Genomic DNA, 24,446 nt, shown 5'->3' with positions numbered 1-24,446 from the left:
AAATCTGGATGTGATTTATTAAAGAACTTTGTAATAACAAATATAAAGTCTGAGACCTTGATTCGTGTACATAAGTTGTTAACAAGCGGTCATATTTATCAACACGCAGGACGGAATTTGACACATCAGTTACCTTGAAAATTGGTATTTATTTCTTTTTTTCAATTCCAGTACTTTGGCAGTAATGTTAATAAATATAAAGAAACTGACTATAGACGATTTAAAGTTAAAAAGCTATTCTCTGTGGAGCTGGTAGCTGATCTCTACCTTTGAATGTCCCATCCTGAAGAAGCCCAGTTTTTTCGCTGCGCCGGCGGAAAGATCGATGATGTATTTTTTACTGTGCGGACCTCTGTCGTTTACCTTCACATCAACAGATTTACCGTTGGATAGATTGGTTACCGTGACAATGGTTCCAAAGGGTAATGATAAATGTGCTGCAGTCATTTTATTTGCACGGTACCTTACACCGCTGCTTGTTTTGCGTCCTTCAAATTTCCGGGCATAATAAGTAGCATATCCAGTTTTTGTACGAACAGTGGAGTCTGCTTCTGTCTCTTGCTTCCTGAAATTTTCCCGGGCAGAGATGCCCGCGAAAGACAACATCAAACATAAAAATAAACAGTACTTCATATTTATAATTGTTGGTGAAGGGACAAACATAAGCAAACTCCTCCCTGATAAACAAGAAATGCCCGACAGTTTATCATCGGGCATCATAGCAATATCATTATAAAATAAACTATTTCTTATCTGGCACAAAACTCATGGAGATAGAGTTCACGCAGTTCCTGGTATTTTTAGCAGTAAATCCCTCCCCGATAAATACGTGTCCGAGATGCGCCTTACAATTTGCACATACAATCTCCGTACGCATGCCGTCTGCATCTGCAATTCTCTCTACCGCACCTTTAATTTCATCATCAAAACTCGGCCAGCCACATTCCGACTCAAATTTGGATTCAGAACGATATAATGGTGCATTACAACGTCTGCAGATATAGGTGCCTTTTTCCTTGTTATTCAACAGCTTTCCTGTCCCTGGATATTCCGTACCCTTACGTACAATCACATCCTCTTCTTCTTTTGTTAATTTATTCCACTCCATATTCCTGGTTGTTTTTTTTGAATCTTCTTTTTTTTGTTTCTGGGCGCAAGCGGTCAGGCTGGTTAAGATTAACAAACCTGCCAGTATAAATGTTTTATTGATCAGGGTCTTCATGTGTGCCTCCTTTATTTTATACAATATACGGCTAAAGTATTTTTATAGTTTTCCTGTTCTGCCATAATTTGGTCATCCTTATTCCATAAAAAAAGCTCCGATGAAAATTCACCAGAGCTTTTGATTTATACAAGAAGATCTTCTTATTTCTTCAATAGTTCAGCCATTGCTTCACCGATTTCAGCAGGACTTTCTACTACACGGATACCGCATTCAGCCATAATTTTCATTTTTGCTGCAGCAGTATCATCAGCACCACCAACGATTGCACCAGCATGCCCCATTCTACGTCCCGGAGGCGCAGTTTGTCCGGCTATGAATCCTACAACAGGCTTAGTACCATGTTCTTTGATCCAAAGCGCAGCTTCAGCTTCCATACCACCACCGATCTCACCAATCATGATGATACCTTCAGTTTCAGGATCGTTCATTAACAATTCAACCGCTTCTTTAGTAGTTGTTCCAATGATTGGGTCACCACCGATACCGATAGCCGTAGTAATTCCTAACCCAGCTTTAACCACCTGATCAACTGCTTCATAAGTTAAGGTACCTGATTTAGATACCACACCTACTGTACCTTTTTTGAAAATAAAACCTGGCATAATACCGATTTTAGCTTCATCAGCAGTGATGATACCCGGGCAGTTCGGACCGATTAAACGGCAGTCTCTGTCAGAAATATATTCTTTAACCTGAATCATATCCTTTGTAGGGATACCCTCAGTAATACAAACAATAACTTTAATTCCTGCTTCAGCAGCTTCCATAATGGCATCTGCAGCAAAAGCTGGCGGAACGAATATGATAGATACATTGGCACCGGCTTTATCAACCGCATCTTTTACCGTATTAAATACGGGCCTGTCTAAATGAGTTTGGCCACCTTTGCCTGGCGTTACACCACCAACAACGTTAGTTCCGTAATCTATCATTTGAGAGGCATGATAAGTACCCTCATTTCCAGTAAAACCCTGAACAATAACTTTTGAATCCTTATTTACTAAAACACTCATGTATCTATTTTTTTTTGTGCAAATCTAAGCTAATTGAAATGGATTGTCAAATGCATTACCATTTTTATTACAATCGCATTTTATTTATTTTTAAATCACAATCAATCGATCTTCAGGCCCGTATCTCCAGGATTTAAAGAATTATTTTCGTGTAAAAAGACAAATACTTCTTTCTTTGCAGGAATTAAAACACATGCAATGAAGCCGCTTAAAATATTTTTTAAAATCACCAAAACGGGAAACGGAAAGTTTCTGGCCACGAAGAATGAAGTCAACAACCTGATTGTGGATGTGATCAATAAAAATCCGAGCCAGCCTTCCGGCGCTTTAAGGGAAATTGCAATCGCAGAATTTAAGCAATCTCCTTCCGCACAAAAAATATTGAAAACCAATGAGTATTTTTTTATTGACCTTGTTACGGATATTGAAATCGTGATCACCTACCTGCCACAGGAAAAAGTGCTTTCAGAACAATTCTACACACAATGGAGGTATGTTCAGCTGTCCTCTCCTTATCGCCTGGTACAATATCTGGATGAAACAAGAGTGGTGGTATATAGTGAGAAAACGAAAGTTGTACACACCATCAAGCTCGATAAAACCATTAGCGTTGTGGTTGATGAAGATTAAGTCTGGCTTCTAAAGCCAGGCAATAGTTCATGCTCAGTTCAGAAAACTGAACCGGATGCTGCTTGTCTTTTTTTGCTGCCTTATCATACAATCTAAGGAAATAGAAGGGGTTTTGGATATTTTCCAGCAGCTCTTCTTTAAAACCATTTCGGGTAATGACCTCTGCCATAAAGTAACCAGGATTATGTCCATTGCTATATTTCAATAGTTTCTGGTACTGTTCAACCGTATTGAATTTTTCAGCTCCGGATTCCGCCATTACCTGAATGCAGGAATCAATTTGTCCGATAATTTGTGCTGAACCCGACAATAAAAAGCAGTCAGACTGATATTCATCCGGCAATTCCTGTAAATGGTCAAGCAGGTATTTTTTATCGATCATATCTGCTGTTCCCTCATTCAGCATTGCATTTAATGCATACAGCAAACCTTCATCAGCCGGATTAACCTTAGCTGTGCTGAAAGCCCCACGTAAGATATGATGCATCTCATGTCCTGCTTTACTGCCATACTTTAAATGATCCTGAACATAAGCAGACCAGGCTGTAAAAACAACTGCGCCTTTCTGAACCGACACGTCGTTGTCAATACCAATAAAATAAATATCAACAGTTTTTTTAAAATGTAACCGCTCCGGAAGCCAATTCCAGGCATTCTTATACACACTATCCAGATAGGCAGGCGTTTTAAGACGCATGGCATAAGATTTTAATTCCTGCTCATGTACTTTATACTGATGTACTCTGTATACCAGCCAATGGTCAAATTTTCTTTCCAGCATCTTTTGCACCTTTTCCAGATTCTGGGGCATATAAGCGATCTGCATGGCCAGACGGTAGTTTTCTATAAAACGTTCATCGAAACCTTTGCTTTGGACGTATTGTTTGTTTCCATCCAGGTCCAGAAATTGCTTCCATTCCTGCCTGGACAGGGTATCTCCCTGCTTTAAGTGCGCTGCGATTTTCCAATAGGCATCCAGTGCTTCCAGATGAATGGTTTGTGATTTTACGGTCCATGTTCCAAAAAGGAGCAGGCAGATGAAAGCGCTGGCGATTTTCAGGAAAACTCTCTTCATTGTGGATAACTTGTGGATATGTCCCAAAGCAAGATAAATAAACAATGATATTGCAATTTTTTAGACTAAGCTCAGCTTTTCGTCGACGAATGAATTCAGGACTTCATACGAATAGCCAGCTCGGCCAGATAATGCTTTTTCATTAAGGTGTAAAGCACCAGTTCATGTTGCCTGGGTTTAGAGAGAAAAAAACGGTTCATATACATATGTATATAACTCGTCAATAAGTAAAAACCCTTCTTATCAGCGGGAAAATGTCCCCCAAACAAAGATGATATGGCTTTAATCACTTCTTTTGTACCGGCAGTCCTTTTAGCAAATTCAGCAGTAGCTTCCTCAATCCCATTATCCTCATCCTGCTTCGGATCCAGAAAACTTCTGATTGATTGACGGTGTGTTCTAAACTGCTCATTCAGTGCTACAGTCAGCGCTTTACCTCCATGGTGTTCTTTAAAGAAGGTGTCCGAGATCTTTTCAAACACCCCGAGTTTATCCTCCAGCCCCAGCCCAAAGTCGGTTAACAATTCATCCAGGCCCCTTGCTGCCAGAAGCCACCGGAATGATTCCCCGGCATCCCCTTCAATCATATTTAAAATCTCAGCGGTCGCAACACTATCATAATAAAACAAGGTTTCTGAATTTTCGATATGATCAGGCCCATACCGCTCCAGCTCCCTCACATAAGTATCCAGCTGAATTTTATACAATCCACCTTCTTCAACATCTGTTTTAAGTAATCCGCAGAAATCCGAAATCATCTGATTAGCCTCATTTGTTTTATCCGGATTCATCCGGATCCGTAACCGGATGTGATGGTTCGGATCGGTATACCGGATAAAAAACCACCCTTTAATGATTTCCTGATCAATCAACTCTCCGAGGTATGGACGAATCTTTTCTACCAACACCTTTTCTGTCGTCTTTGTCCCACCATATAACTTAAAATAAGCCCATTCACTACCGGGAATAAAGGTTCTTTGAACTTTTACCGGTTTTAAAACCTCAGGCAAAATATATTTAAGCACCCCTTTTTTATTGGAAACAGGGAATAGGATTTCATTCGCCAATCCCCGGTTTTCTACATCTTTCAGAAAGCATTTACCAGGTTCTGAAAGAAACTCTGTCAACTTAACCCCTCCTTTTTTATTCAGTTCCTGATATAAAAGCTGTCTTCCTAAATTATTTTGAGAATCAATCAGCAGCTCATTATCATATTCCGCAATACAGACATATCTGGGCACCTTCATTGCTGCTAAATGAGTAATCAGGCGGTCTTCGTCCAGCTCGAATTTACCGGTAAGGTCTTTCAAAGCAAGCCTGTTGATGGTCCATGAAGCTTTGCATAAAATCAGGTTTTTATACACCACGCGTGGAAGGAAAGGCGAATCCCTCAGATTGGCCCAGTCCCAGTAAAGGCTATGATAAAGCCCATCTTTCTGCAAATCACAAAGAAAACGATAAACCGGCAACCCGTTTCTATAATTATGGGCAGTTGACAATCTGGGAATAACAACTTTGTTTAACCGGACAGATCTGAGTACAATCCGCCCATCTTTCAAAGAAACCATGATATCCTGAATCCTGATCTGCTCTTCAGATGGTCTGGAGGATTTACCCAGAAAAGGGATTTCATAATTTCGAAGTGTGGGTCTAAGGAGGATATTTCCTATTCTTGATTCAGGCAAATGCACAATTTCTGCATAAATTTTACCTTCATCATCCGGCTCATCTTCCCGCAATGTTTCCAGTACGTTCTTGAACAGCACCTGATCCCCATGACAAAAACGGCCTAATACATTAGCCGCTGATGGCCCGGAGCAGTTGGAAAGGGAAAACTGATAATTTCCAGCGTCCAGCTCAGCTGAGGAAGAGGCTAAGACAGAACCAAAAACAAATAGGCTCGAGGGTACATCTGCTTCCAGGTCCTCCCGCAGCTCTAATTCTTCCAGATCCCCGGGATACAGATCGGCTATTGCAGTTCCTGCTTCCATCGCCCTTTTAAATACTTTATTAACCATTAAAGTTAAAGCCGTCCAGGTTGTCGTTTTCGCTGCTTTCTTTACACCTGGTTCTATTCCTTCTAATAAAGGCAAATGATCGGATTTCCCGGATCTCCCATACCCTATTCCTGATTCTCCATCCAGCGCCTGTAACAAGGGAATTTCACGGTCTTCATATCTTTCATAAAAACGTTGCTTAAACTCATCCAGATCCTCAGATCCCGCTTTTGTTGATAAACCATATAATTCTGAAAGCTGAGACGTAATCTCACCGGTTACTTCAGCACTCAGCTGATTTTCCTGGTGATCAAAAAATAAATCTGTTTGTATCAGATCCTTTGACTGGCAGGTCACGAAGTTTTCATTTATGATCTGATAAACCTCTTCAAATGAATTTATTCCGCCTTGTTCCAACAAGACATTGATTTTTCTGATGTTTTCAATCAGCTGAAGGCTAACTTTGTTAACCAGCTGGTCCGGCAGGGTATTCATGTATAGTTCACCAGTAATCGTCGGCTCCAGCTCACTAATCAGGATCTGGCTGTCTATCAGCTCATCGAGAAAAGTCTCGGCTTCCTCCTTTTCTACGGTAGTCGCTGCCTTTAGCAGCAAATCCAGGAGGTTTTGATAACTCATCCCATTACCTGCTGCATCAATCAGTGATTCCAGAAATTCACTTTTCCTTACCGATGCCAGGGTATATTGTCTCTTTTTATTTTCGATCTGATATTCAATGTAGCGGTAGAACTCACCTTTAGCATATAGACTTGTGTTTACACTATAGGATAATGTTCTCTTTAACTCCGGCATCAATTGCAAATGATTGATCAGTTCATTGACATAGTTCATGTCCAGGCGGGACTCCTTTCTGTGAACTGCATTTTTATAGGAAATATTAGTCTGATTTCCGATTCTGCCCGTCGAGCAGCCAGCAAAGAGACCATAGGGAGTACAGCGGCTGCTCATCCTGGATAAATATTTATACAGCGTCAGCATTAACCTGGAATCCGGTTTTGCGTTATTCCTTGTCACTTTGAAAAACTCGGCATACAGCTCCGGGGAAGCCGTATATATGGCCTCCATCAGCTCCGGATTCCCGGTATATTTACTCAGTAAAGCCTGCTCAAATTCGTCATAATTAAGATTCACCAGTTCATTGATTTCAAAAAACACATTAACTGGGAGTAGTGGACGTCTTAAAAGATAATATTCGGCGTGTGCTAAAGTAAGTTTGTTCTGCATACAGATATGTTCAATTTTAACCCGGTGACCGGGTTAAAATACGAACAATTTGAGAACTTACTCAGGGATAATTATTATGTTAAATCCTTTTTAAAAAACCGCATTCAACAAGCATGATTTCAATCCGGGGGTTCCAATATCCGTCACACTTGTTTTTTGCAGCTCAGGGATGGTAAACGTCTTTTCTTTATGATTCAAAGTAGCAGCAAAAAAATCAGAGCCTGAAATTATTTAGATGAATGCAGGTAATTTTTAGACGTTTGTTCAAATGACGTCGACTAAATTATTTTACAAATGATTTCAGATCGAATTATCGCATTCGTCTAAGCAATCTTCACATTAGTCGAAATTTATTAAGCTGGCGCTTAGACTAGAATTAATTAAAAAATAGCTGAATTTGGAATTCAATGACTAAAAAATTATATTACAATGCAATTATACGTCTCTTTCGTAAAAATATTGTGATGTCAAATGTAGTTAGTCAAACAACAGCTATTCTTCTTGGAACAAATAGAAACAGGGCGGTAACAATTGCGGTGCATGTCATTTTTTGGGTATGCATTTTTAAATGGTTTCTTTTTCAGGCACAATGGGTTGCAGGGGATCAACATCCCGAAGCGACTTATATGATCGGATTTCAGAAATACACCATCATCCTCGCCTGCTTTTATAGCATTTCCTATGTACTGGGCCGCCAGATATCCGATCTGAAAATAGGTCTTTGGATCTTGCTCATTCTGGTGGTTACCCTACTGGTTTATGGCCTTGGCGTATACCTGCTATATAATTACATCAATCTGCGCGAAGGGATGCCACCCTATTACAGGTTTTTTGTTAAAAATATTTCTCATTTAGGCCTCTGGACTTTTATTAAAGATACAGACGTTCTTTACTTTCATTTCGAGCAATTAGGCCTGGGTTTATTTCCACCGCTTACGGTTAAAATTTTCAGGGTAGCCTTTCAATCCAAGCTCGAAAAATTAAAACTTGAAAAGAATAACCTGGCTTTGGAGCTAAATTTCCTAAGGTCACAAATTAACCCGCATTTCCTTTTCAACACCCTAAACAGCGTTTATTCTCTGATAGAGGATAAGGATGAAGTAGCTGCTTCTATTGTATTTTCTTTATCCAATATGATGCGCTATGCCCTCTACGATTCCAACACCTCAGAAGTTGAAGTGAACAAAGAATTAAATTTCATTAAGAGTTATATCGATATCCAGAACATCAGACATAGCAAAAGGTTATCTATAGAAATGGATTTTATGGATACGCAAGATTTTAAAATCCCTCCCCTGCTGCTGATCAATTTTGTGGAAAATGCATTTAAACACGGAGTAGATAAGATTGCAAAAGATTCCTGGATAAAAATCAAAGCTTCCATAGACAATGGAAATGAATTCTGTTTCCAGATCAGTAACCTGAAACCGGCAAATGGCAGTCCCAAAAGTGTGGGTGGCATAGGCTTTGCCAATACAAAACGAAGATTAAATATTCTATATCCCGATCGTCACCTGCTTGAAATCATCGAAGATAAACTAACTTACAACCTCCTTTTAAAAATCTGGTAAAAATGGAAAACAGCATTTCGTGTATTATTATTGACGATGAGCATCTGGGACAAGAATTAATTGAAAAATACGTCAACCGTATCCCTTCATTAAATCTTTTAGCAAAATGCGAGAATGCCATTGAAGCGCTGGAAAGGGTATCTACCCTTCGACCCAACCTGATCTTTCTGGATGTCAATATGCCTGAAATGACAGGTATAGAATTTATTAAAACCTTTAGCACCTATAAACCGATGATCATCCTCACCACAGCCTATCCTGAATATGCAATTGACGGGTATGATCTGGATGTGCTGGATTTCATTTTAAAGCCGATCACCTTCGAAAGGTTTGTCAAAGCCATCAACAAAGTAAGAGAAAAAATGGCTTATGGGAACTTCAATGCCAAGTCACAGGCGATAGATCCACAAAGTAATGAATCCGAAAAAACGGCTTCAAATGAACCTCAGTTAAAAAACCGACAGATTCTTTTTAAAGAAAACAAGAAGTATGTCAATGTATCTATTGATGAGATTCACTTTGTGGAAGGCATGAAGGATTATTTAAAGATTCATACCTCAACTAAAATGCTCATTACGCACATGACGATGACCAGAATCGAGAAACTTCTTCCAAGCGCAGAATTTTTACGGGTAAACCGCTCATTTATTGTCCGGAAGCTATCTGTAAAAGCCATTAAAGGAAACACAATAGAACTGACAACCAACAGAGAGTTGCCTATAGGCACCCGTTATAAAGAAGTAATTAAGGAACTGCTGGATGGCGGTGCATTATAAAATTCTGTGAATTCGTCGAAATTTACTGTGAATTCGTCGAAATTTACTGTGAATTCGTCGAAATAAATCTCCTTTCTATACCTGCTTTTGTTTATTTGATTTTATCAAATAACATAAGACATGAAAAAACTGAACAAAACCTCCAAGACTTTAGACCTGAAAAAAGAAACAGTTTCCAAGCTGACTGTCAATTCCCACAAGGATGACTTTACGCTGTTTCCAACCACCTCCAAACTTTGCTTTGATATTGCAGTATTAACCACCACCTTTTAGCCTAAAGATCTGTGCTAAACGGAATTGAACATATACAATACACCGAATAATTAATTAATGGAAGGGACAAAGTATTTTACCTGCGGAATTATAGAAGACGAGGCGCTTGCTTACTCCCTCCTGGAAAAGTATATCCTGAGAATGGGGTTAATAGAAATCAAATGGTCCAAACCTTCTGTAAACGATGTCTTAGCTGATGCCCATGAAAAAGTTGATATTGTTTTTCTCGACTTAATCAATAGCCCCCTACCCATTTATACTAAAATTGATAACCAGATCAATCAATATGGAGGTATTGTCATCACCACTGCTCATAACGAAAGATATGTAGATTCGCTGGGGATCGACTATCTTCAATTACTCAATAAACCCTTCTCTTATCAAATTTTTGAACAGGCCATTAATGAAGTAATGACCCAGCTTCAATCGGTCAGTAAGATTGCTTAATCCAGTAAAAAAATATTGGATTGTCTTTTATTTTTTTCTATCATTGGCCTTTTCCGGGGAAAATTTTATAGAAAAAGATGCAAGAAGGCATAGATGAAGAAGACACCAAACAACGTTGTGCACGTGGAGATAGGGCAGCCTATGCCCTATTGTATACCTTCTACTACGAACCTCTTTACCGTCATGTATTCTTATTCCTGAAATCAAAGGAAGAAACAGAAGAAATTGTTCAGGATGCTTTTGTAAAAATCTGGGAGAACCGGACTTCTCTTCCTGAAGTCCGGAATCTGAAACCTTATTTATACCGGGTTGCCAAAAATCTGCTACTGGATCATCTCAGAAGACTGCAAACCCAAAACAAGGTCATCAGAATGGCCAGCCCACAAACCGAACCGCTCGAAGACAGCACCTCAGATCAGATCAATCATAAAGATTATCTGGCGCTCTCCCAAGAGGCCATCCAGCATTTAACCGAAAAAAGAAGGCAGATATTCTTAATGCGTACCCAACAGGAGCTCTCTCTCGATGAGATTGCCCAGGAACTCTCTATTTCCAAATCCGTAGTAAAAAAGCAACTCTATGCCGCCATTACATTTGTAAGAGAGTACATGCACAAACATGGGGGAATCCCTGCCGGGCTTCTGATCCTGTTACTGGAAGCCTTATCATAAATTATTGTCACCCGCAGGGGGCCTTTCATAAATCTCATTCGTCATATCTGATATGGACAAAATTCAATTGCCCCTCTTCTTAAAACAATATGCCCGGAATGAGTACAGTCCGCTTCAGCACGAAGCGTTCATCCTATGGACAAAAACTGCAACTATTGCCGAACTGGAAGAGGTGATGGAACATTACCTGCAATTTGAAGAAGAGACCGGGGTATTTGAATTACCCTCCCCTGATTTTATTAAGGCTTTGGAATCCAGGCTTGATCTGCTGGATCAGCAGCCGGTCGCTATAAAAAACAGACTCTGGTATGCGGTCGCCGCAGCAGTAGCGCTGATCGCCTTTGGCATCTTTTTCTATACCCAGCCACACCCCCCGAAAAGTAGTGTCAGCCTCGTTAATGGTACCGACTTATTGCCTGGGAAACATCAGGCAGTACTTACTTTAGCTAATGGCTCAAAAATTTCGCTGACCGATCTCGGGAGAGGAAAACTGGCTACCGAAGCCGGCGTTATCCTGGAGAAATCAGGAGACGGCCAGATCAGTTACACCACAAAGGAACATACCCCTTCCCTTAAAAATGAACAACTTCGCTACAATACCATATCAACCCCTAAAGGAGGACTATATCAGGTCATCCTGCCCGATGGAACAAAAGTATGGCTAAACGCAGCCTCTTCTTTAAAATATCCGGTTCAATTTGCCAGTCAGGAACGACGGGTAATGCTAACCGGCGAGGCCTACTTTGAGGTGAGCAAGCGTAAAGCCCAGCCTTTCCTTGTCAGCACAGATCAGCAGGAAATCAAAGTCCTGGGAACTCATTTTAACGTCAATAGCTATCAGGATGACCATCAGACACTGACGACCTTATTGGAAGGCCGCGTGAGCGTCTCCCCTTTAACCCATCCTTCAACTCAGAAAATACTTCTCCCGGGACAACAATCCCGCCTTAGAGGAACAGAAATAACCCTTGCCCAGGTGAACACTGAAGCGGTAATGGCATGGAAGAGAAACCTCTTCAGCTTTAATCATGCAGACCTGAAAATGATCATGACTGAATTCTCCAGATGGTATGATGTTCCTGTTGTTTTCGAAGGTACGATGTCGCAGCAAAGGTTTAGCGGTGAAGTCTCTAAAAATATTAAAGCTTCTGAATTTCTGGAAATCCTAAGCAGTTTCAAAGTGAAATTCAGGATTGAAGGCAAGGGCAGAGATAAACAGCAATCCAGAATCATCGTATCCATTAAATAACCACCACAATTAACAACCTAAACCAAAACAACCAAAAATGAAAAGACGACTACAAAAGACATGAGCATCATCGCGTTTTAAAATTACGAAGCCGGAAAATGGGTCTGAAGCACTTTCCGGCAGAGCCTGAGTAAAACGCAAAAACAATTGCTATAACCATTTCAGTATGAACTCAAACTAACGCAAAACTAATGAAAATTAATGCGATTACTACCGCTATGCCCCGAAATTGGGGATCATCCAAAATATTGCTGATGATAAAACTGATCACCTTTATGCTCTTTATAACCCTGATGCAAGCCAGTGCTGCAGGTTATGGGCAACGAATAAACCTATCCGGGAAAAACCTCCCTTTAAAGGACGTACTCCAATCGATAAAATCGCAAAGCGGGTACTTATTTTTTTACAATGCAGACGACCTTAAAGCGCGGAACCTCAGTATCAGTGTCAGGAATGCAACACTGGAAGAGACATTAAAAGAATGTTTTAAAACACTCCCCTTTACGTATAAAATTGTACAGAACACTGTGGTCCTGACAAAAAAGGAAGAATCACTTATCGACAGGTTATCCACATACTTTTCCACAATCGATGTGAAAGGCAGAATCACCGATGAGATGGGAAGGCCGCTTGTTGGCGCCACCATTAGTATTGTAATCGGTGAAAGCGAAAATGATAAAAAGACCGGCGACTATTCCCTGAGTCTAAAGGGAAGGAATGCGGCAGCAATCAGTGATAAAAACGGGGATTTCTTTCTGAAGGATGTGGATGAAAAAGCCGCACTGATCATCTCATTCCTGGGCTATAAGGTTCATTATACGAAAGTTGCCAAAGATTTAGGCAGCATAAAAATGCTCCCGGATGCAGGAAATTTACAGGAAGTTGCTGTCACGATGAACACCGGGTACCAGTCTATTTCCAGGGAAAGAAGTGCCGGGGCCATCGCTAAACCGGACATGGATATATTAAAAAACCGTTCTGGTTCTATGAACGTCATTCAACGTCTTGACGGGCTCATCCCCGGATTAGTTATTAACAATTCCACAAGCCCAACCGGAAATTCTATCAACGGCAAAAGAAGTTCTTCTGTTATCATCAGGGGGCTTAGTACCGTTAGTGATTTTACCAATCGGGATCCGCTCTTTGTCGTCAACGGCGTTCCCGTAACCGATGTCAGCACCTTAAATCCGAACGATGTAGAAGACATCACGGTATTGAAAGATGCAACCTCTGCCTCCATCTGGGGCTCAAGAGCAGCCAACGGCGTGATTGTCATCACGACAAAAAAAGGAACAAGCAACGGAGAATTAAAGGTAAACTACGATGGCTTTATCAATTTTCAGGGGAAACCGGATCTAGAATACCTGAATACCATGAACAGCAACCAGTTTATCCAAAGCGCCAGGGAAATTTTCGACCCGGTTTTAAATCCCTGGGCAACGGTGATCAACCCACGGACAGGTAATGGACTGGCTCCCGTATCTCCACATGAACTGATTCTTTATCGTCAACACCAGGGCTTAATTACTTCGGCCCAGGCAGATGAACAGCTAAACATACTGGCAGGTCAGTCTAATTTATCGCAGATAAAAGAATTATGGTACCGCAATTCGGCACTCATGAACCATACCCTTTCCCTATCCGGTGGAGGAACGAAGTACAGTTTTTATGGTTCAGGTGCCTACAGCAGAAACCAAAACAATTCACCAGGATCAAAGAATGACGACTATAGCCTCAACCTGCGTCAGGACTTCAAATTTAATGACCGCATAAAGATGTACCTGATTATCGATCTGCGCAATAACCTGAGCAGCTCAAAAAACACCCTGAGCCCGGATATCCGTTTCTTACCTTACGCCATGTTCAGGAATACTGATGGCAGCAATGCAGATCTATCCTGGCTATACCGCATTGATGAGCTAAGAACCAATTACGAGAACAAAAGCCTGATTAGCCTGAAGTACAATCCTCTGGACGAAATCAATACCGGCAGCACAAGGAATAACCTTTTCCGGGGCAGAATAACCTCCGGCATTACGGCCAATCTCTTTAATGGGTTAAGATATGAAGGCATCTTCGGGATCAGCAGGTCTCTGAATAAAACAGTCAGCTTTCTGGAGCAGAACAACTACAATGTACGATCGGAGCTGACTTCTTTTACGGTAGCCGCAACTACTCCAGATGGCAAGCCGACTTATTATCTGCCAGCTTCAGGTGGCAGAAATACATTAACCAATAGCGTAAGTCAGGACTGGACTTTGAGAAATCAGTTGGTTTATGATCATTCCTGGAAAGAAAAGATCCATCAGATTACCTTCCTGCTTGGGCAAGAAGTACAAAAACAAACCTTAAACCAGACGAGAACTACCGTCAGGGGCTACAATAGCCAATTGTTATCCTATGCCCTGATTGATTATGCAACGCTTTCTTTAAAGGGATTAAGCAATCCCGTGATGCCAAGCGGATTGGGGAACAGCATCCTGACCAATGACTTATACAATGAAACTGAAACCGATGCCCGGTTTACCTCTTACTATGCCAACGGTGGTTATACCTATGCGGGCAAATACACCATCAACGGAGGAGCACGGGTAGACAAGTCTAACCTTTTTGGAAAAGATAAATCTGCGCAGAACAAACCGGTATGGAGTGCTGGTCTGGCCTGGCAAATGGGAAAAGAGAATTTTATGAAAGATCTTTCCTGGTTAAATGCGCTGGTCATCCGCAGCAGTTATGGAATTACCGGAAATACACCAAATCCGGGAACCGCAGCTTCCAAAGATATTCTCTCTTCGGTGAACAATCCATTTTATCCCGGAGGCGTCGGACTTAACCTTTCTACCCCTGCCAACAGAACCTTAACCTGGGAAACCACTAAAAACCTTAACCTGGGATTGGACTTCAGTTTGCTAAATTATCGCTTAAAGGGAACCATAGACTGGTATAAAAAGAAGACAGAAAACCTGATTGGGTACATGGATTTAAATCCTTTCACCGGATTCCCAAGTATTATCGGAAACGCGGGAGACATGAAGAACACCGGTATTGACCTGAACCTTTCTTCAGTAAACCTGGTCCGCGGCGATCTTAAATGGAATACCCTGCTTACTTTAAGTTTTAACCAGAATAAGATTACAAGTTTAAACCCGGCCAGTCCGATTGTGCTCGGCAGCGATAAAATCAATAAGCCTTATCTGACGGGGTATTCTGCATTTTCCGTATTTGCCTATCAGTATGCGGGACTGGACAGCTCCGGAGATCCTCAGATCAGGCTGAATGACGGGACGGTTACTAAAGCACTAAATGCTGCCAAACCAGAAGATGTCAGGTATATGGGTAGTTTTCAACCTAGATGGAGCGGAGGACTGAGCAATACTATCGGTTATAAAGCATTTTCATTAACTATCAATACGGTATTTAACCTTGGACATGTCATGCGCAGGGACGTAAATTCCTTATATGCAGGAAGAGCTCTTTTCTCTGATTTCAACTTTAATGGAAACATCAATGCAGAATTCGTAAACCGCTGGAAAAATCCCGGAGATGAAGGGAAGACCCATATTCCAGGTTATATTCCGTCAGGATCCGCAAGTCTGGCAGCCAGAGACGTTTCCTATTATACCATGGCAGATATCAACGTCCTTGATGCAGCTTACCTGAAACTTCGTGATCTTACCCTTGCCTATAGCTTACCAAAACGGTTAACCGATAAATTAAAGGCTGATGGCATCAGTTTCCGCGCACAGCTATCTAATGTGATGTTATGGAAAGCAAATCACTACGGAATTGATCCGGAGTTTCACAACGCATTGGGCGGATCCGTTGCCGGAGGAATAAGAACAGCTCCTTTCGCACAGCATAGCATCTCTTTGGGTGCACATATCAGCTTTTAACTTTTCCTAAAATTTCTCAAATGAAAACACCAGTCACTAAAATATATACCCTCATCCTTTTACTGATGATGGCAGGATTATCTTCCTGTCAAAAAGAATTCCTGGAGGTAGAACCAAAAGGAAAACTGATCGCCAAGCAGATCAACGATTACCATCTGTTATTGAACAGTCCTTTTTTTAATGTGGCTGAAGTCGATGGGCAGCTGTTTCTTGGTGATGAAATCAGCTCTGTGGAACCTTATTTTAAGAACATGCTTTCCTTAAAATCTAAAAGGTCTTTTCAATATGCAGATGTGATTTATGAGCCCAATGAAGATGGTTCTGAAATCAAAACCCTGATGAAACAGCTCTACACCTATAATATTATCATTAATGAGGTGATGAATGCCGATGGAGGAACAGAAGAGCAGAAACTGGCTTTAAAAGCGGAAGCCTTAACCAACCGGGCCTGGATTTATTTTATGCTGATCAATTATTATGGGAAACCCTATCTGGAAGCAACAGCAGCTACAGATCCGGGCTTCCCTATCGTTCTGTCTGCTGATGTTACGTTGAATAAATTCGACAGATCATCTGTAAAAGAGGTCTACAATTTTATGATCAGTGACCTTCAGGCCGCAATTCCTGCCCTGCCGATATCAGCGGGCAACAGGACCCGCATGTCAAAAGCAGGCGCAGAAGCACTTTTGTCAAAAATCTATCTATTCATGGGAAAATATCAGGACGGATTGGTTCAGATGGACAATGCTTTTGCTCACCTTCCAACATCATATAAAGTAGAACTTTATGACTACAACGTTACGCTTGCCGTCAATGGTCCATGGGGATACAATCCCGCAATCAGCCCTTTAAGCTTTTTACTAGGCATAGGTACAGTAACAGAAAATCAGGAAGTACTCTTTCCTAAACAGCTGTCCAATAATTACACCTTTCTTTCCAACGATTTATTGCTGACTCCCCAGGCAGTAGGTCTGTATGGAGCAAATGATCAGCGTTTAAAACTTCTGAGCACCAGTTATTATGGCGGTACTCCGATTAAAGCAACAGGTCTCAGAAGGAGAATAGGGCCGCTATTGGTACAGTTGGGAATGAGCATGCCAGACATGTATCTGATCCGGGCGGAACTAAAAGCCCGTACCGGTGATCTGGCAGCCGCCACAACAATACTAAAGGCATTCCTTAAAAATAGAATATCAGGTGATACAGAACTGAACATCACAGATCAGACCGCAATGGTAAAATTCATTATGGAAGAAAGGATCAGGGAGTTTGCAGTACAGGGACATCGCTGGTTTGACATGCGCAGACTGTCTGTAGATCCGCTTTTTGCAGGAAAAACTTATTCACATCAGGCCTTATCTGAAACGGGAGAAGTAATAGAAACTTTCCCGCTAAGGGCGGAGAGATTCGTATTACGCTTCCCGGCAAAAGTAATCCATGCCAATCCGGGTATGTCCGACAACCCTTAATTGTAAACACAGGGGTTTTTCTCCCTTAGTCATTCGTCTTAAGTATAGCAGCGCCCGAGATGGTCTTCTAACTTAAATAATCAAAACCATATACAATGAAAAGAATAAGCTACATGATTACCGGCATCAGCCTTCTGGCTTTTACCGCAGACGCACAAAATAGTTTTTCCATAAATGGAAATTTCAGCGCATTAAAACAAGACATGAAAGTCTTTCTAAACTACAGACTGAACGATAAAAGAATTGCAGATTCTACCCTCACAAAAAATGGGGCCTTCAGTTTCAAAGGACAAATCGGGAATGAACCTATAAAAGCATCCATCAGCCTTAAGCCGGTGGTATCAGACCCTTCCATAACTTTCATTGAGAAAATGCTGAGAAGAGATGAACAGGATTTCTTTCTGGACAAAGGCACGATCGCTATCAAAGGGGCATCCACAGCAAAAGATGCACTGGTTACAGCCGGAAAAACACAGTCAGAGTACCTGGCATTAAAAACGCTGTTAAAACCAGAAATGGATCAGTCAGCCCCATTGAGAGAAGAAATGATTCCAATATTGGTGCGGACGCAGGGAAAAGGAATGGATACCATTCAGCGCCTTCAGGAACTTCAGAAACTAATGGGCCCTTTAAGTCAGAAAGGAGAAGAAAAAGAAATCTCTTTTATCAAATCCAATCCCGACTCCTATGTGAGTTTTGACCTGGTTCAGCAAAGAGCCGGGATCATCAGACCAAAAACTTTTGAACCTTTATTCAATAGCCTGAGTGCCCGTTTAAGAAATACCGAAAATGGAAAAGCAATGGCGAAGAAACTGGATATCGTCAAGAAAACCGCTGTTGGTGTCAAAGCAATGGATTTCAGTCAGCCGGATATAAACGGAAAAATGGTCTCTTTAAGTTCGTTTAAGGGAAAATATGTATTGCTGGATTTCTGGGCTAGCTGGTGCGGCCCTTGTCGTGCAGAAAACCCCAGTGTATTAAAAGCCTACAACCAGTTTAAGGATAAGAACTTTGATATCCTGGCTGTTTCTCTGGATGATAAAAAAGACAATTGGCTAAAGGCCGTGAAAGACGATGCACTACCCTGGACACAGGTAAGCGATCTATTGGGATGGAAAAACCAGGCTGCAGGGTTTTACGCCATAACGGCTATCCCACAAAATTTTCTGATCGACCCAAATGGGGTAATTATTGCCAGTAACCTTCGTGGAGAAGAACTGATTAAAAAATTAAGTCAGCTCATTAAATAAAAAACTTTCAGCCCAAAGAGACCATCAAAAAAATTAGTTAATGATATCATTAGCTAACTTTTTTGATGGTCTCTCTTCTTTATCCGCATCGTCCCCTCCTCTCTAATCGCTACATAATCATAATATTGTAGAAAAAATTATTTAACATTGGGTTCGAATAACATCATAATTCTACCAGGGGGAGGATAAGGGGACATGCGATCTTACCAGACCAATTCAGATTTGGAACTTGTTGACTTGCTCAAGCAGGACGACCGGGACGCTTTTGCCGAAATGTACCGCAGGCATGCTCATCGGCTTACTGATTTTGCAAGTTCAAAACTGTATTCGTTAAACGATGCAAGAGACCTGATTCAGGACCTCTTCGCCGGTTTATGGGCAGACCGCAACAAAATACCGGTTAACACTTCTCTGCAGTCTTACTTGTTTGCCTCGGTACGCTACAAGGTTATTGATAAGATCCGTAAAAATGTTACCCGGGAAGAGTATGCCATCATCGTTCAGTCGCTGGCCATGCATAGCGGTCATAATCCGGAAAAAGAACTGGAAGCAAAAGAGCTAAGGAAGATTGTAGATATAGCGATTGAGCAACTCCCTCCCCGCACCAGAGCAATCTACAAGCTCAGCCGGAATGAACATCAAACCATTTCAGAGATTGCCGAACAACTTAACCTCTCTGATCAGACTGTAAAAAATCAATTGACGACAGCGATGAAATCCCTTAGGGAGACACTGGAAAGGCTTTCTGTGCTCCTTCTTTAAGCTTTCTTTCAAAAAAACATTTTTTTTTTAAATTAGGATAGTACTTCTTACTCTTTCATCCGACAATGCAGCAAACCTCAATTGTATTGAAATGAATGAGATAAAAGATCTTCTGGACCGTTATTTTGATGGGACTTGTTCCGAAGCCGAAAAGCGACATGTAGAAACATGGCTTGAAACTTATAACAAGGAAGATAACGAATGGTTAACTATGAATAAAGCAGAACAGGAGCGCTGGCTGAATACGCTGTTTACGAAGATTGAACTTGATATTGATCGTCCTAATGTCCTTATGCAGGCTCCTCAGCAATCCCGCCTTGGCATGAGGATGCTCTTAAGGATTGCAGCGGTATCCATCTTGCTGCTTTCCATTGGATTTCTTTTCTTCCAATACCGGCAGGCCTCAAAAATGGCTGCTGATTCTGCAAACCACAAAATCATAGCCGGAGGTAATCAGGCAATTTTAACACTTGCCAATGGGCAAAAGATAGACTTGAGTCATTCAAAGAATGGGGAAATTGCTATCCAGGCAGGACTAACCATCACCAAAAAAGCCAATGGAGAGTTGATCTATGAAATTGCCCCGACCGGAGAACGATCCGGAAATGCTGCAGTGGCAAATACTTACAATACCATCAGCACCCCCCGGGGAGGCAAATATCAGATCAATTTGCCTGATGGCACCCAGGTTTGGCTCAATGCAGCCTCCTCACTCCGTTTTCCTGCCAGTTTCACCATGCTTTCAAAGAGAAAAGTGGAGTTATCAGGCGAGGCCTATTTTGAGGTGGCCAAAGACGCGAACAAGCCATTCATTGTGGTTACAGCAAAGCAGGAAACCCAGGTGCTTGGAACCCATTTTAACATCAGCAGTTATGAGGATGAAGGACAAACAAAAACCACACTTCTGGAAGGATCCATTCGGGTCTCCGATAAGGGGAATAAAAACTTCATCTTAAAACCGGGACAGCAATCCACGCTAAGAGAGGGGAATATTGATATCCGGAATGTTGATGGAAATGATGCCATTGCCTGGAAAAATGGCCTTTTCAGCTTTAATGATGAGAACCTGGAAAGCATCATGAGAAAAATATCCAGATGGTATGATGTAGACATTCACTATCAGGATACGTTCAGTAAAACCTCTTTCCTGGGAACCATATCCCGTTCTAAAAACATCACTTCGGTGTTGAAGATCCTGGAATCATCCGGGGAAGTTCATTTTAAAATAGAAGGAAGGAGGATCACCGTAATGAGATAATGTTACTTTAATTTATTTGATGCAAAAGACAAACGGTTCCGATAAAAACATACCGAAAGTGCTCGACACACTTCCGGTATAAACATTGGATTCACCTGTCGAACAAGCGCTTAAACTTTTTTAATCAAGAAATCCTGACGTCCGATTCCATCTGCGAACAGGAGGAATATGTCAGCTAAACCCGAACAAATGTATGAATTTTCACCATCTGTATAGGCCTAAACCGGGCTTTTATATACCTAGACAACTTCTGCTTATTATGAAACTCACCACACTCATAATTTTCCTCGCGATCATGCAGATCAGCGCGTCAACCACCGCGCAAACTGTTACCCTAAACGAAAGAAATACTTCTCTTGAATCCGTTCTGAAAAAAATAAGTGCACAAACCGGATACGATTTTTTTGGAGATACCAGACTGATCAGAGCAGCAAATCCAGTCAGCATTAACGTAAAAAAAGCCACGATCACCGAGGTCATGAAATTATGCCTGGCCGATCAGCAGCTCAGCTATGCTATCGAAGAAAGAACCATCATCATTAAACCAATTCCGGCTACCAGAGGATGGGCTGAAATGCAGCAACAGTTAAGGACCATTGAAGGGACCGTTGTTTCAGAAGACGGAGAAATTCCCCTCGCCAACGCAACAGTCCTTGCGCTCGGCTCCACCATAAAAACCTATACCAATAAGGAGGGAAAATTTTCCATCAACATTCCCGAAACGGTTAAATCGCTAAGAATTAACTATGTGGGTTACGATTCCAGGGATATTAAAATAGACGAAAAAACAAGGAAGATTACGGTCAGAATGGCCACTCAAAACAATTCCTTGAAGGAGTTCGTCGTCAGAACAGGAGTTTATAAAAGACCGGTAGAAAATTTCACCGGTTCAGCAAAAACCATTACTGCAGAGGAGTTAAAACGTGTTTCCTCACAAAATATATTGGCTGCGATCAGCATTCTTGATCCTTCGGTACAGCTTCCGGAGAACATCAATCTGGGATCTGATCCCAACCGATTACCGGATATTGAACTCAGAGGACAGAATAACTTTCCTCAATCTACCTCGAATACTGCCCTGAGAAATGCCTATGGCGACAAACCCAATTCACCATTATTCATACTCGATGGGTTTCAGGTTCCATTGCAACGCATCTTCGACCTGGATATGAACAGAGTAGAACGCATTACCGTTTTAAAAGATGCCGCAGCTACTTCAATTTATGGCTCCAGGGCCAGCAACGGTGTAATTATCGTTGATACCAGGCAACCTAAAGAAGGTAGTGTCCGCGTCTCCTATCGTGGTGGTGTGACCATGACCAGCCCGGATCTGACCAGTTATGACCTCTTGAATGCAAAGGAGAAACTAAACTTTGAGAAAGAAGTCGGCTTTTACAATGAACCTGGAAATTCGCCCTTTTTGCAGATACTAAGAGACCAGGAATACAATGAACGCCTGAAAGATGTAACCAGAGGTGTGGATACCTATTGGTTGTCTCAACCCTTAAGAACGGCCTACGGAAACAGTCACTCTCTATATCTCGAAGGCGGCGACCCTGTAGTGCGTTACGGCATCAATTTAAACAGCCAGAATGACCAGGCAGTGATGAAAAAATCCGGCAGGGAAAAAATCAGTGGAGGGCTTACTTTAAGTTACCGGACACCTAAACTTCTATTTGGAAATGACCTTTCCATTAACAACGTAAAAGCAACGAATAGCCCGTATGGCAGTTTCTCCGATTACTCCAGGTTAAATCAATACTGGTCACCTTATGATCAGGATGGACAACTGGTAAAGTTTCTGGGACAGGGAAGAAGAAATGTCGGTGGAGGTCCCTTATATAACTATTATAGCAATCCTCTATATAATGCCTCTTTACCCAGCAAAGATTTTAACCGTCAGCTTGGTTTTACGAACAACTTCAAGTTCGAATGGTCACTTCAACCCTGGATCCGCATTGTTGGTGGGATGAGTTATACTCACAATACCACCTCGGCAGACAAATATCTTTCTTCCAGCAATACCATATTTGAGAACAAACTCCTGACAGAACGTGGCAGCTACAGAAAAAGTAATGGAACAAGTACATTGATTGATGCCAATCTGGGTTTTGACATTCGTAAAAGCTGGAACAAAAATCTATTTTTCGTGACCGGAAATGTCAACGTTAATGAAGGAAAACTAGACGAATCTACAGTAACCGTTGTTGGATTTCCGAATGAAAAGGTGGCAGATTTGATTTTCGGCAGTAAATTCGACCCTTCCACAAACAAACCAATTGGTAATCAGGGTATCACGAGGCTCATCAGCGGCCGTTTGAATATGAGTTATGCCTACGATAACAAATATCTTCTGGATTTTTCAGCCAGTGCAGATGCATCTTCGCAATTCGGAAAAGACAAACAACTCGCCCCTTTCTGGTCTTTAGGAATGGGGTGGAATTTGCATCGTGAAGAATTTATCAATCAGCTGAAATGGATCAGTTTTCTTAAAATCAGGGGATCAGTAGGCACAACCGGGGATCAGAATTTCCCTCCTTACATGGCCCTTACCACTTACGATTATTTTAACCAGGAATTTTACCTGGATCAGTTAAGTGCATTCCTGATGGGATATGGGAATGCAGCACTGGGATGGCAGAAAAGCTTTAAGAAAGGTGTAGGTATGGATGCGACCTTCCTGAACAACAGGCTCGCATTTTCTGCCGATTTTTATCACAACACTACTGACGGGCTCATCCTGGATATCAATACCCCACCCTCTTTAGGCTTTGACAACTATAAAGAGAACGTGGGATCTTTGAAGAACATAGGATGGCAGGCCAGTTTAAATTACGCCATCCTGCAAAAACCCAGGGAACAGTTATTCTGGAGGGTTGGTCTGTCTGCATATGGCAACAAAAATACCATTGGTAAGATTTCCAATGCTTTAAAGAAGCTAAATGAAAAATCAAATAAAGACGATCAGGACATCAGCAATCCAAACCGGAACAAACCTAAGAGCTATTATCAGGAAGGGGAATCCCTGACCAGGATTTTTGCGGTGAGGAGCCTGGGAATTGATCCGGCAAACGGGCAGGAACTCTTTCTGGATAGATTTGGAAATGCGACTTATGTATGGAATTCGCTGGATAAAGTAGCAGTGGGTGATACCAATCCAAAGGTTACCGGAACACTGAGTACAGGGATAGATTATAAAGGATTTGGTTTTAATATTTATATGACCTACCGTCTTGGTGCGGACTTATACAACCAGACCCTGGTAGACCGGATAGAGAATGCCAATATTACCTATAATGTAGACCGCAGAATTGCAACCGAAAGGTGGAGAAATCCCGGCGACCGAACCTTCTTTAAAGGTATTATCGGAAACACAGGAAACAGTCCGGTTGCAGAGACTACGCTGGCAACCTCCAGGTTTGTACAAAAAGAATATACATTGGAGGCCTCCAGAATATCTTTTACCTATCAGTTCCCGGAACGCAGCAGATGGCTAAAGAAAGCCAGCCTCTCGAATACCAGAATAGAGTTTTACATGGCAACTCCATTTCGTTTATCAACGATCAAAAGAGAACGGGGACTGGACTATCCATTTGCCCAGAGCTATACCCTAAACTTATCCACAAGCATTTTTTAACCGCT

At 41.6% G+C, this 24,446-nt stretch carries 18 protein-coding genes; 13 read left to right on the top strand and 5 right to left on the bottom strand.

The window, feature by feature from the left end; genetic code table 11:
• Positions 1-234: 234 nt before the first annotated feature.
• From BFS30_RS13050 to sucD, 3 genes are all read right to left on the bottom strand, one after another.
• Positions 235-633 carry a septal ring lytic transglycosylase RlpA family protein gene (locus BFS30_RS13050; RefSeq protein WP_069379698.1) on the bottom strand — a complete coding sequence of 133 codons (399 nt, stop codon included), beginning with the start codon at positions 631-633 and terminating at the stop codon, positions 235-237.
• Positions 634-742: 109 nt separating this feature from the next.
• Entirely contained in the window at positions 743-1,222 is a 480-nt protein-coding gene (locus tag BFS30_RS13045) for a methionine-R-sulfoxide reductase (protein WP_083252031.1), read from the bottom strand.
• A 143-nt stretch (positions 1,223-1,365) separates the two neighbouring features.
• Positions 1,366-2,238, bottom strand: a complete 873-nt coding sequence (gene sucD, locus BFS30_RS13040; RefSeq protein WP_069379697.1) for a succinate--CoA ligase subunit alpha — start codon at positions 2,236-2,238, stop codon at positions 1,366-1,368.
• A 198-nt stretch (positions 2,239-2,436) separates the two neighbouring features.
• Here sucD and BFS30_RS13035 point away from each other — a divergent pair, with 198 nt between their 5' ends.
• Positions 2,437-2,868: a hypothetical protein gene (locus BFS30_RS13035; RefSeq protein WP_069382418.1), complete on the top strand. Its 432-nt coding sequence runs from the start codon at positions 2,437-2,439 to the stop codon at positions 2,866-2,868.
• On the opposite strand, the gene BFS30_RS13030 is transcribed toward BFS30_RS13035, so the two are convergent.
• Together BFS30_RS13030 and BFS30_RS13025 are read right to left on the bottom strand one after the other, a co-directional pair.
• Complete coding sequence (locus BFS30_RS13030) at positions 2,843-3,943, bottom strand: DUF5700 domain-containing putative Zn-dependent protease (RefSeq protein ID WP_069379696.1); 1,101 nt, start codon at positions 3,941-3,943, stop codon at positions 2,843-2,845. The two genes, BFS30_RS13035 and BFS30_RS13030, sit on opposite strands and share 26 nt — an antisense overlap.
• A gap of 95 nt (positions 3,944-4,038) precedes the next feature.
• Positions 4,039-7,185 (bottom strand): lantibiotic dehydratase, encoded by a 3,147-nt coding sequence (locus BFS30_RS13025; RefSeq protein ID WP_069379695.1) that lies wholly within the window; start codon positions 7,183-7,185, stop codon positions 4,039-4,041.
• A 407-nt stretch (positions 7,186-7,592) separates the two neighbouring features.
• Here BFS30_RS13025 and BFS30_RS13020 point away from each other — a divergent pair, with 407 nt between their 5' ends.
• From BFS30_RS13020 to BFS30_RS12970, 12 genes are all read left to right on the top strand, one after another.
• The gene (locus tag BFS30_RS13020; protein ID WP_069379694.1) at positions 7,593-8,756 is read left to right on the top strand and encodes a sensor histidine kinase; all 1,164 of its coding nucleotides are present in this window, start codon (positions 7,593-7,595) and stop codon (positions 8,754-8,756) included.
• Positions 8,757-8,758: 2 nt separating this feature from the next.
• A complete protein-coding gene (locus BFS30_RS13015; protein WP_069379693.1) occupies positions 8,759-9,532 on the top strand; it encodes a LytR/AlgR family response regulator transcription factor in 774 nt (257 codons plus the stop codon).
• A gap of 120 nt (positions 9,533-9,652) precedes the next feature.
• Entirely contained in the window at positions 9,653-9,805 is a 153-nt protein-coding gene (locus BFS30_RS27730; RefSeq protein ID WP_157262913.1) for a hypothetical protein, read from the top strand.
• A 57-nt stretch (positions 9,806-9,862) separates the two neighbouring features.
• Complete coding sequence (locus tag BFS30_RS13010; protein WP_069379692.1) at positions 9,863-10,252, top strand: hypothetical protein; 390 nt, start codon at positions 9,863-9,865, stop codon at positions 10,250-10,252.
• 77 nt (positions 10,253-10,329) lie between these two features.
• Entirely contained in the window at positions 10,330-10,923 is a 594-nt protein-coding gene (locus BFS30_RS13005; RefSeq protein ID WP_069379691.1) for an RNA polymerase sigma factor, read from the top strand.
• Between the two features lie 52 nt (positions 10,924-10,975).
• The gene (locus BFS30_RS13000) at positions 10,976-12,172 is read left to right on the top strand and encodes a FecR family protein (RefSeq protein ID WP_083252030.1); all 1,197 of its coding nucleotides are present in this window, start codon (positions 10,976-10,978) and stop codon (positions 12,170-12,172) included.
• 191 nt (positions 12,173-12,363) lie between these two features.
• Positions 12,364-16,065, top strand: coding sequence for a SusC/RagA family TonB-linked outer membrane protein (locus tag BFS30_RS12995; RefSeq protein WP_069379690.1), 3,702 nt, complete (start codon positions 12,364-12,366; stop codon positions 16,063-16,065).
• Between the two features lie 20 nt (positions 16,066-16,085).
• Positions 16,086-17,534 carry a RagB/SusD family nutrient uptake outer membrane protein gene (locus BFS30_RS12990; RefSeq protein ID WP_069379689.1) on the top strand — a complete coding sequence of 483 codons (1,449 nt, stop codon included), beginning with the start codon at positions 16,086-16,088 and terminating at the stop codon, positions 17,532-17,534.
• Positions 17,535-17,629: 95 nt separating this feature from the next.
• Positions 17,630-18,784 carry a TlpA disulfide reductase family protein gene (locus tag BFS30_RS12985; protein WP_069379688.1) on the top strand — a complete coding sequence of 385 codons (1,155 nt, stop codon included), beginning with the start codon at positions 17,630-17,632 and terminating at the stop codon, positions 18,782-18,784.
• Positions 18,785-18,979: 195 nt separating this feature from the next.
• Positions 18,980-19,546, top strand: a complete 567-nt coding sequence (locus tag BFS30_RS12980) for an RNA polymerase sigma factor (RefSeq protein ID WP_069379687.1) — start codon at positions 18,980-18,982, stop codon at positions 19,544-19,546.
• A 91-nt stretch (positions 19,547-19,637) separates the two neighbouring features.
• Entirely contained in the window at positions 19,638-20,804 is a 1,167-nt protein-coding gene (locus BFS30_RS12975) for a FecR family protein (protein ID WP_069379686.1), read from the top strand.
• A gap of 259 nt (positions 20,805-21,063) precedes the next feature.
• A complete protein-coding gene (locus tag BFS30_RS12970) occupies positions 21,064-24,441 on the top strand; it encodes a SusC/RagA family TonB-linked outer membrane protein (RefSeq protein ID WP_069379685.1) in 3,378 nt (1,125 codons plus the stop codon).
• Positions 24,442-24,446 lie beyond the last annotated feature (5 nt).

It is taken from the genome of Pedobacter steynii (assembly GCF_001721645.1).
Taxonomy (GTDB): domain Bacteria; phylum Bacteroidota; class Bacteroidia; order Sphingobacteriales; family Sphingobacteriaceae; genus Pedobacter; species Pedobacter steynii_A.
Note: the sequence above shows the minus strand (reverse complement) of the source record. Positions and strands in the feature narration are given on the sequence as shown.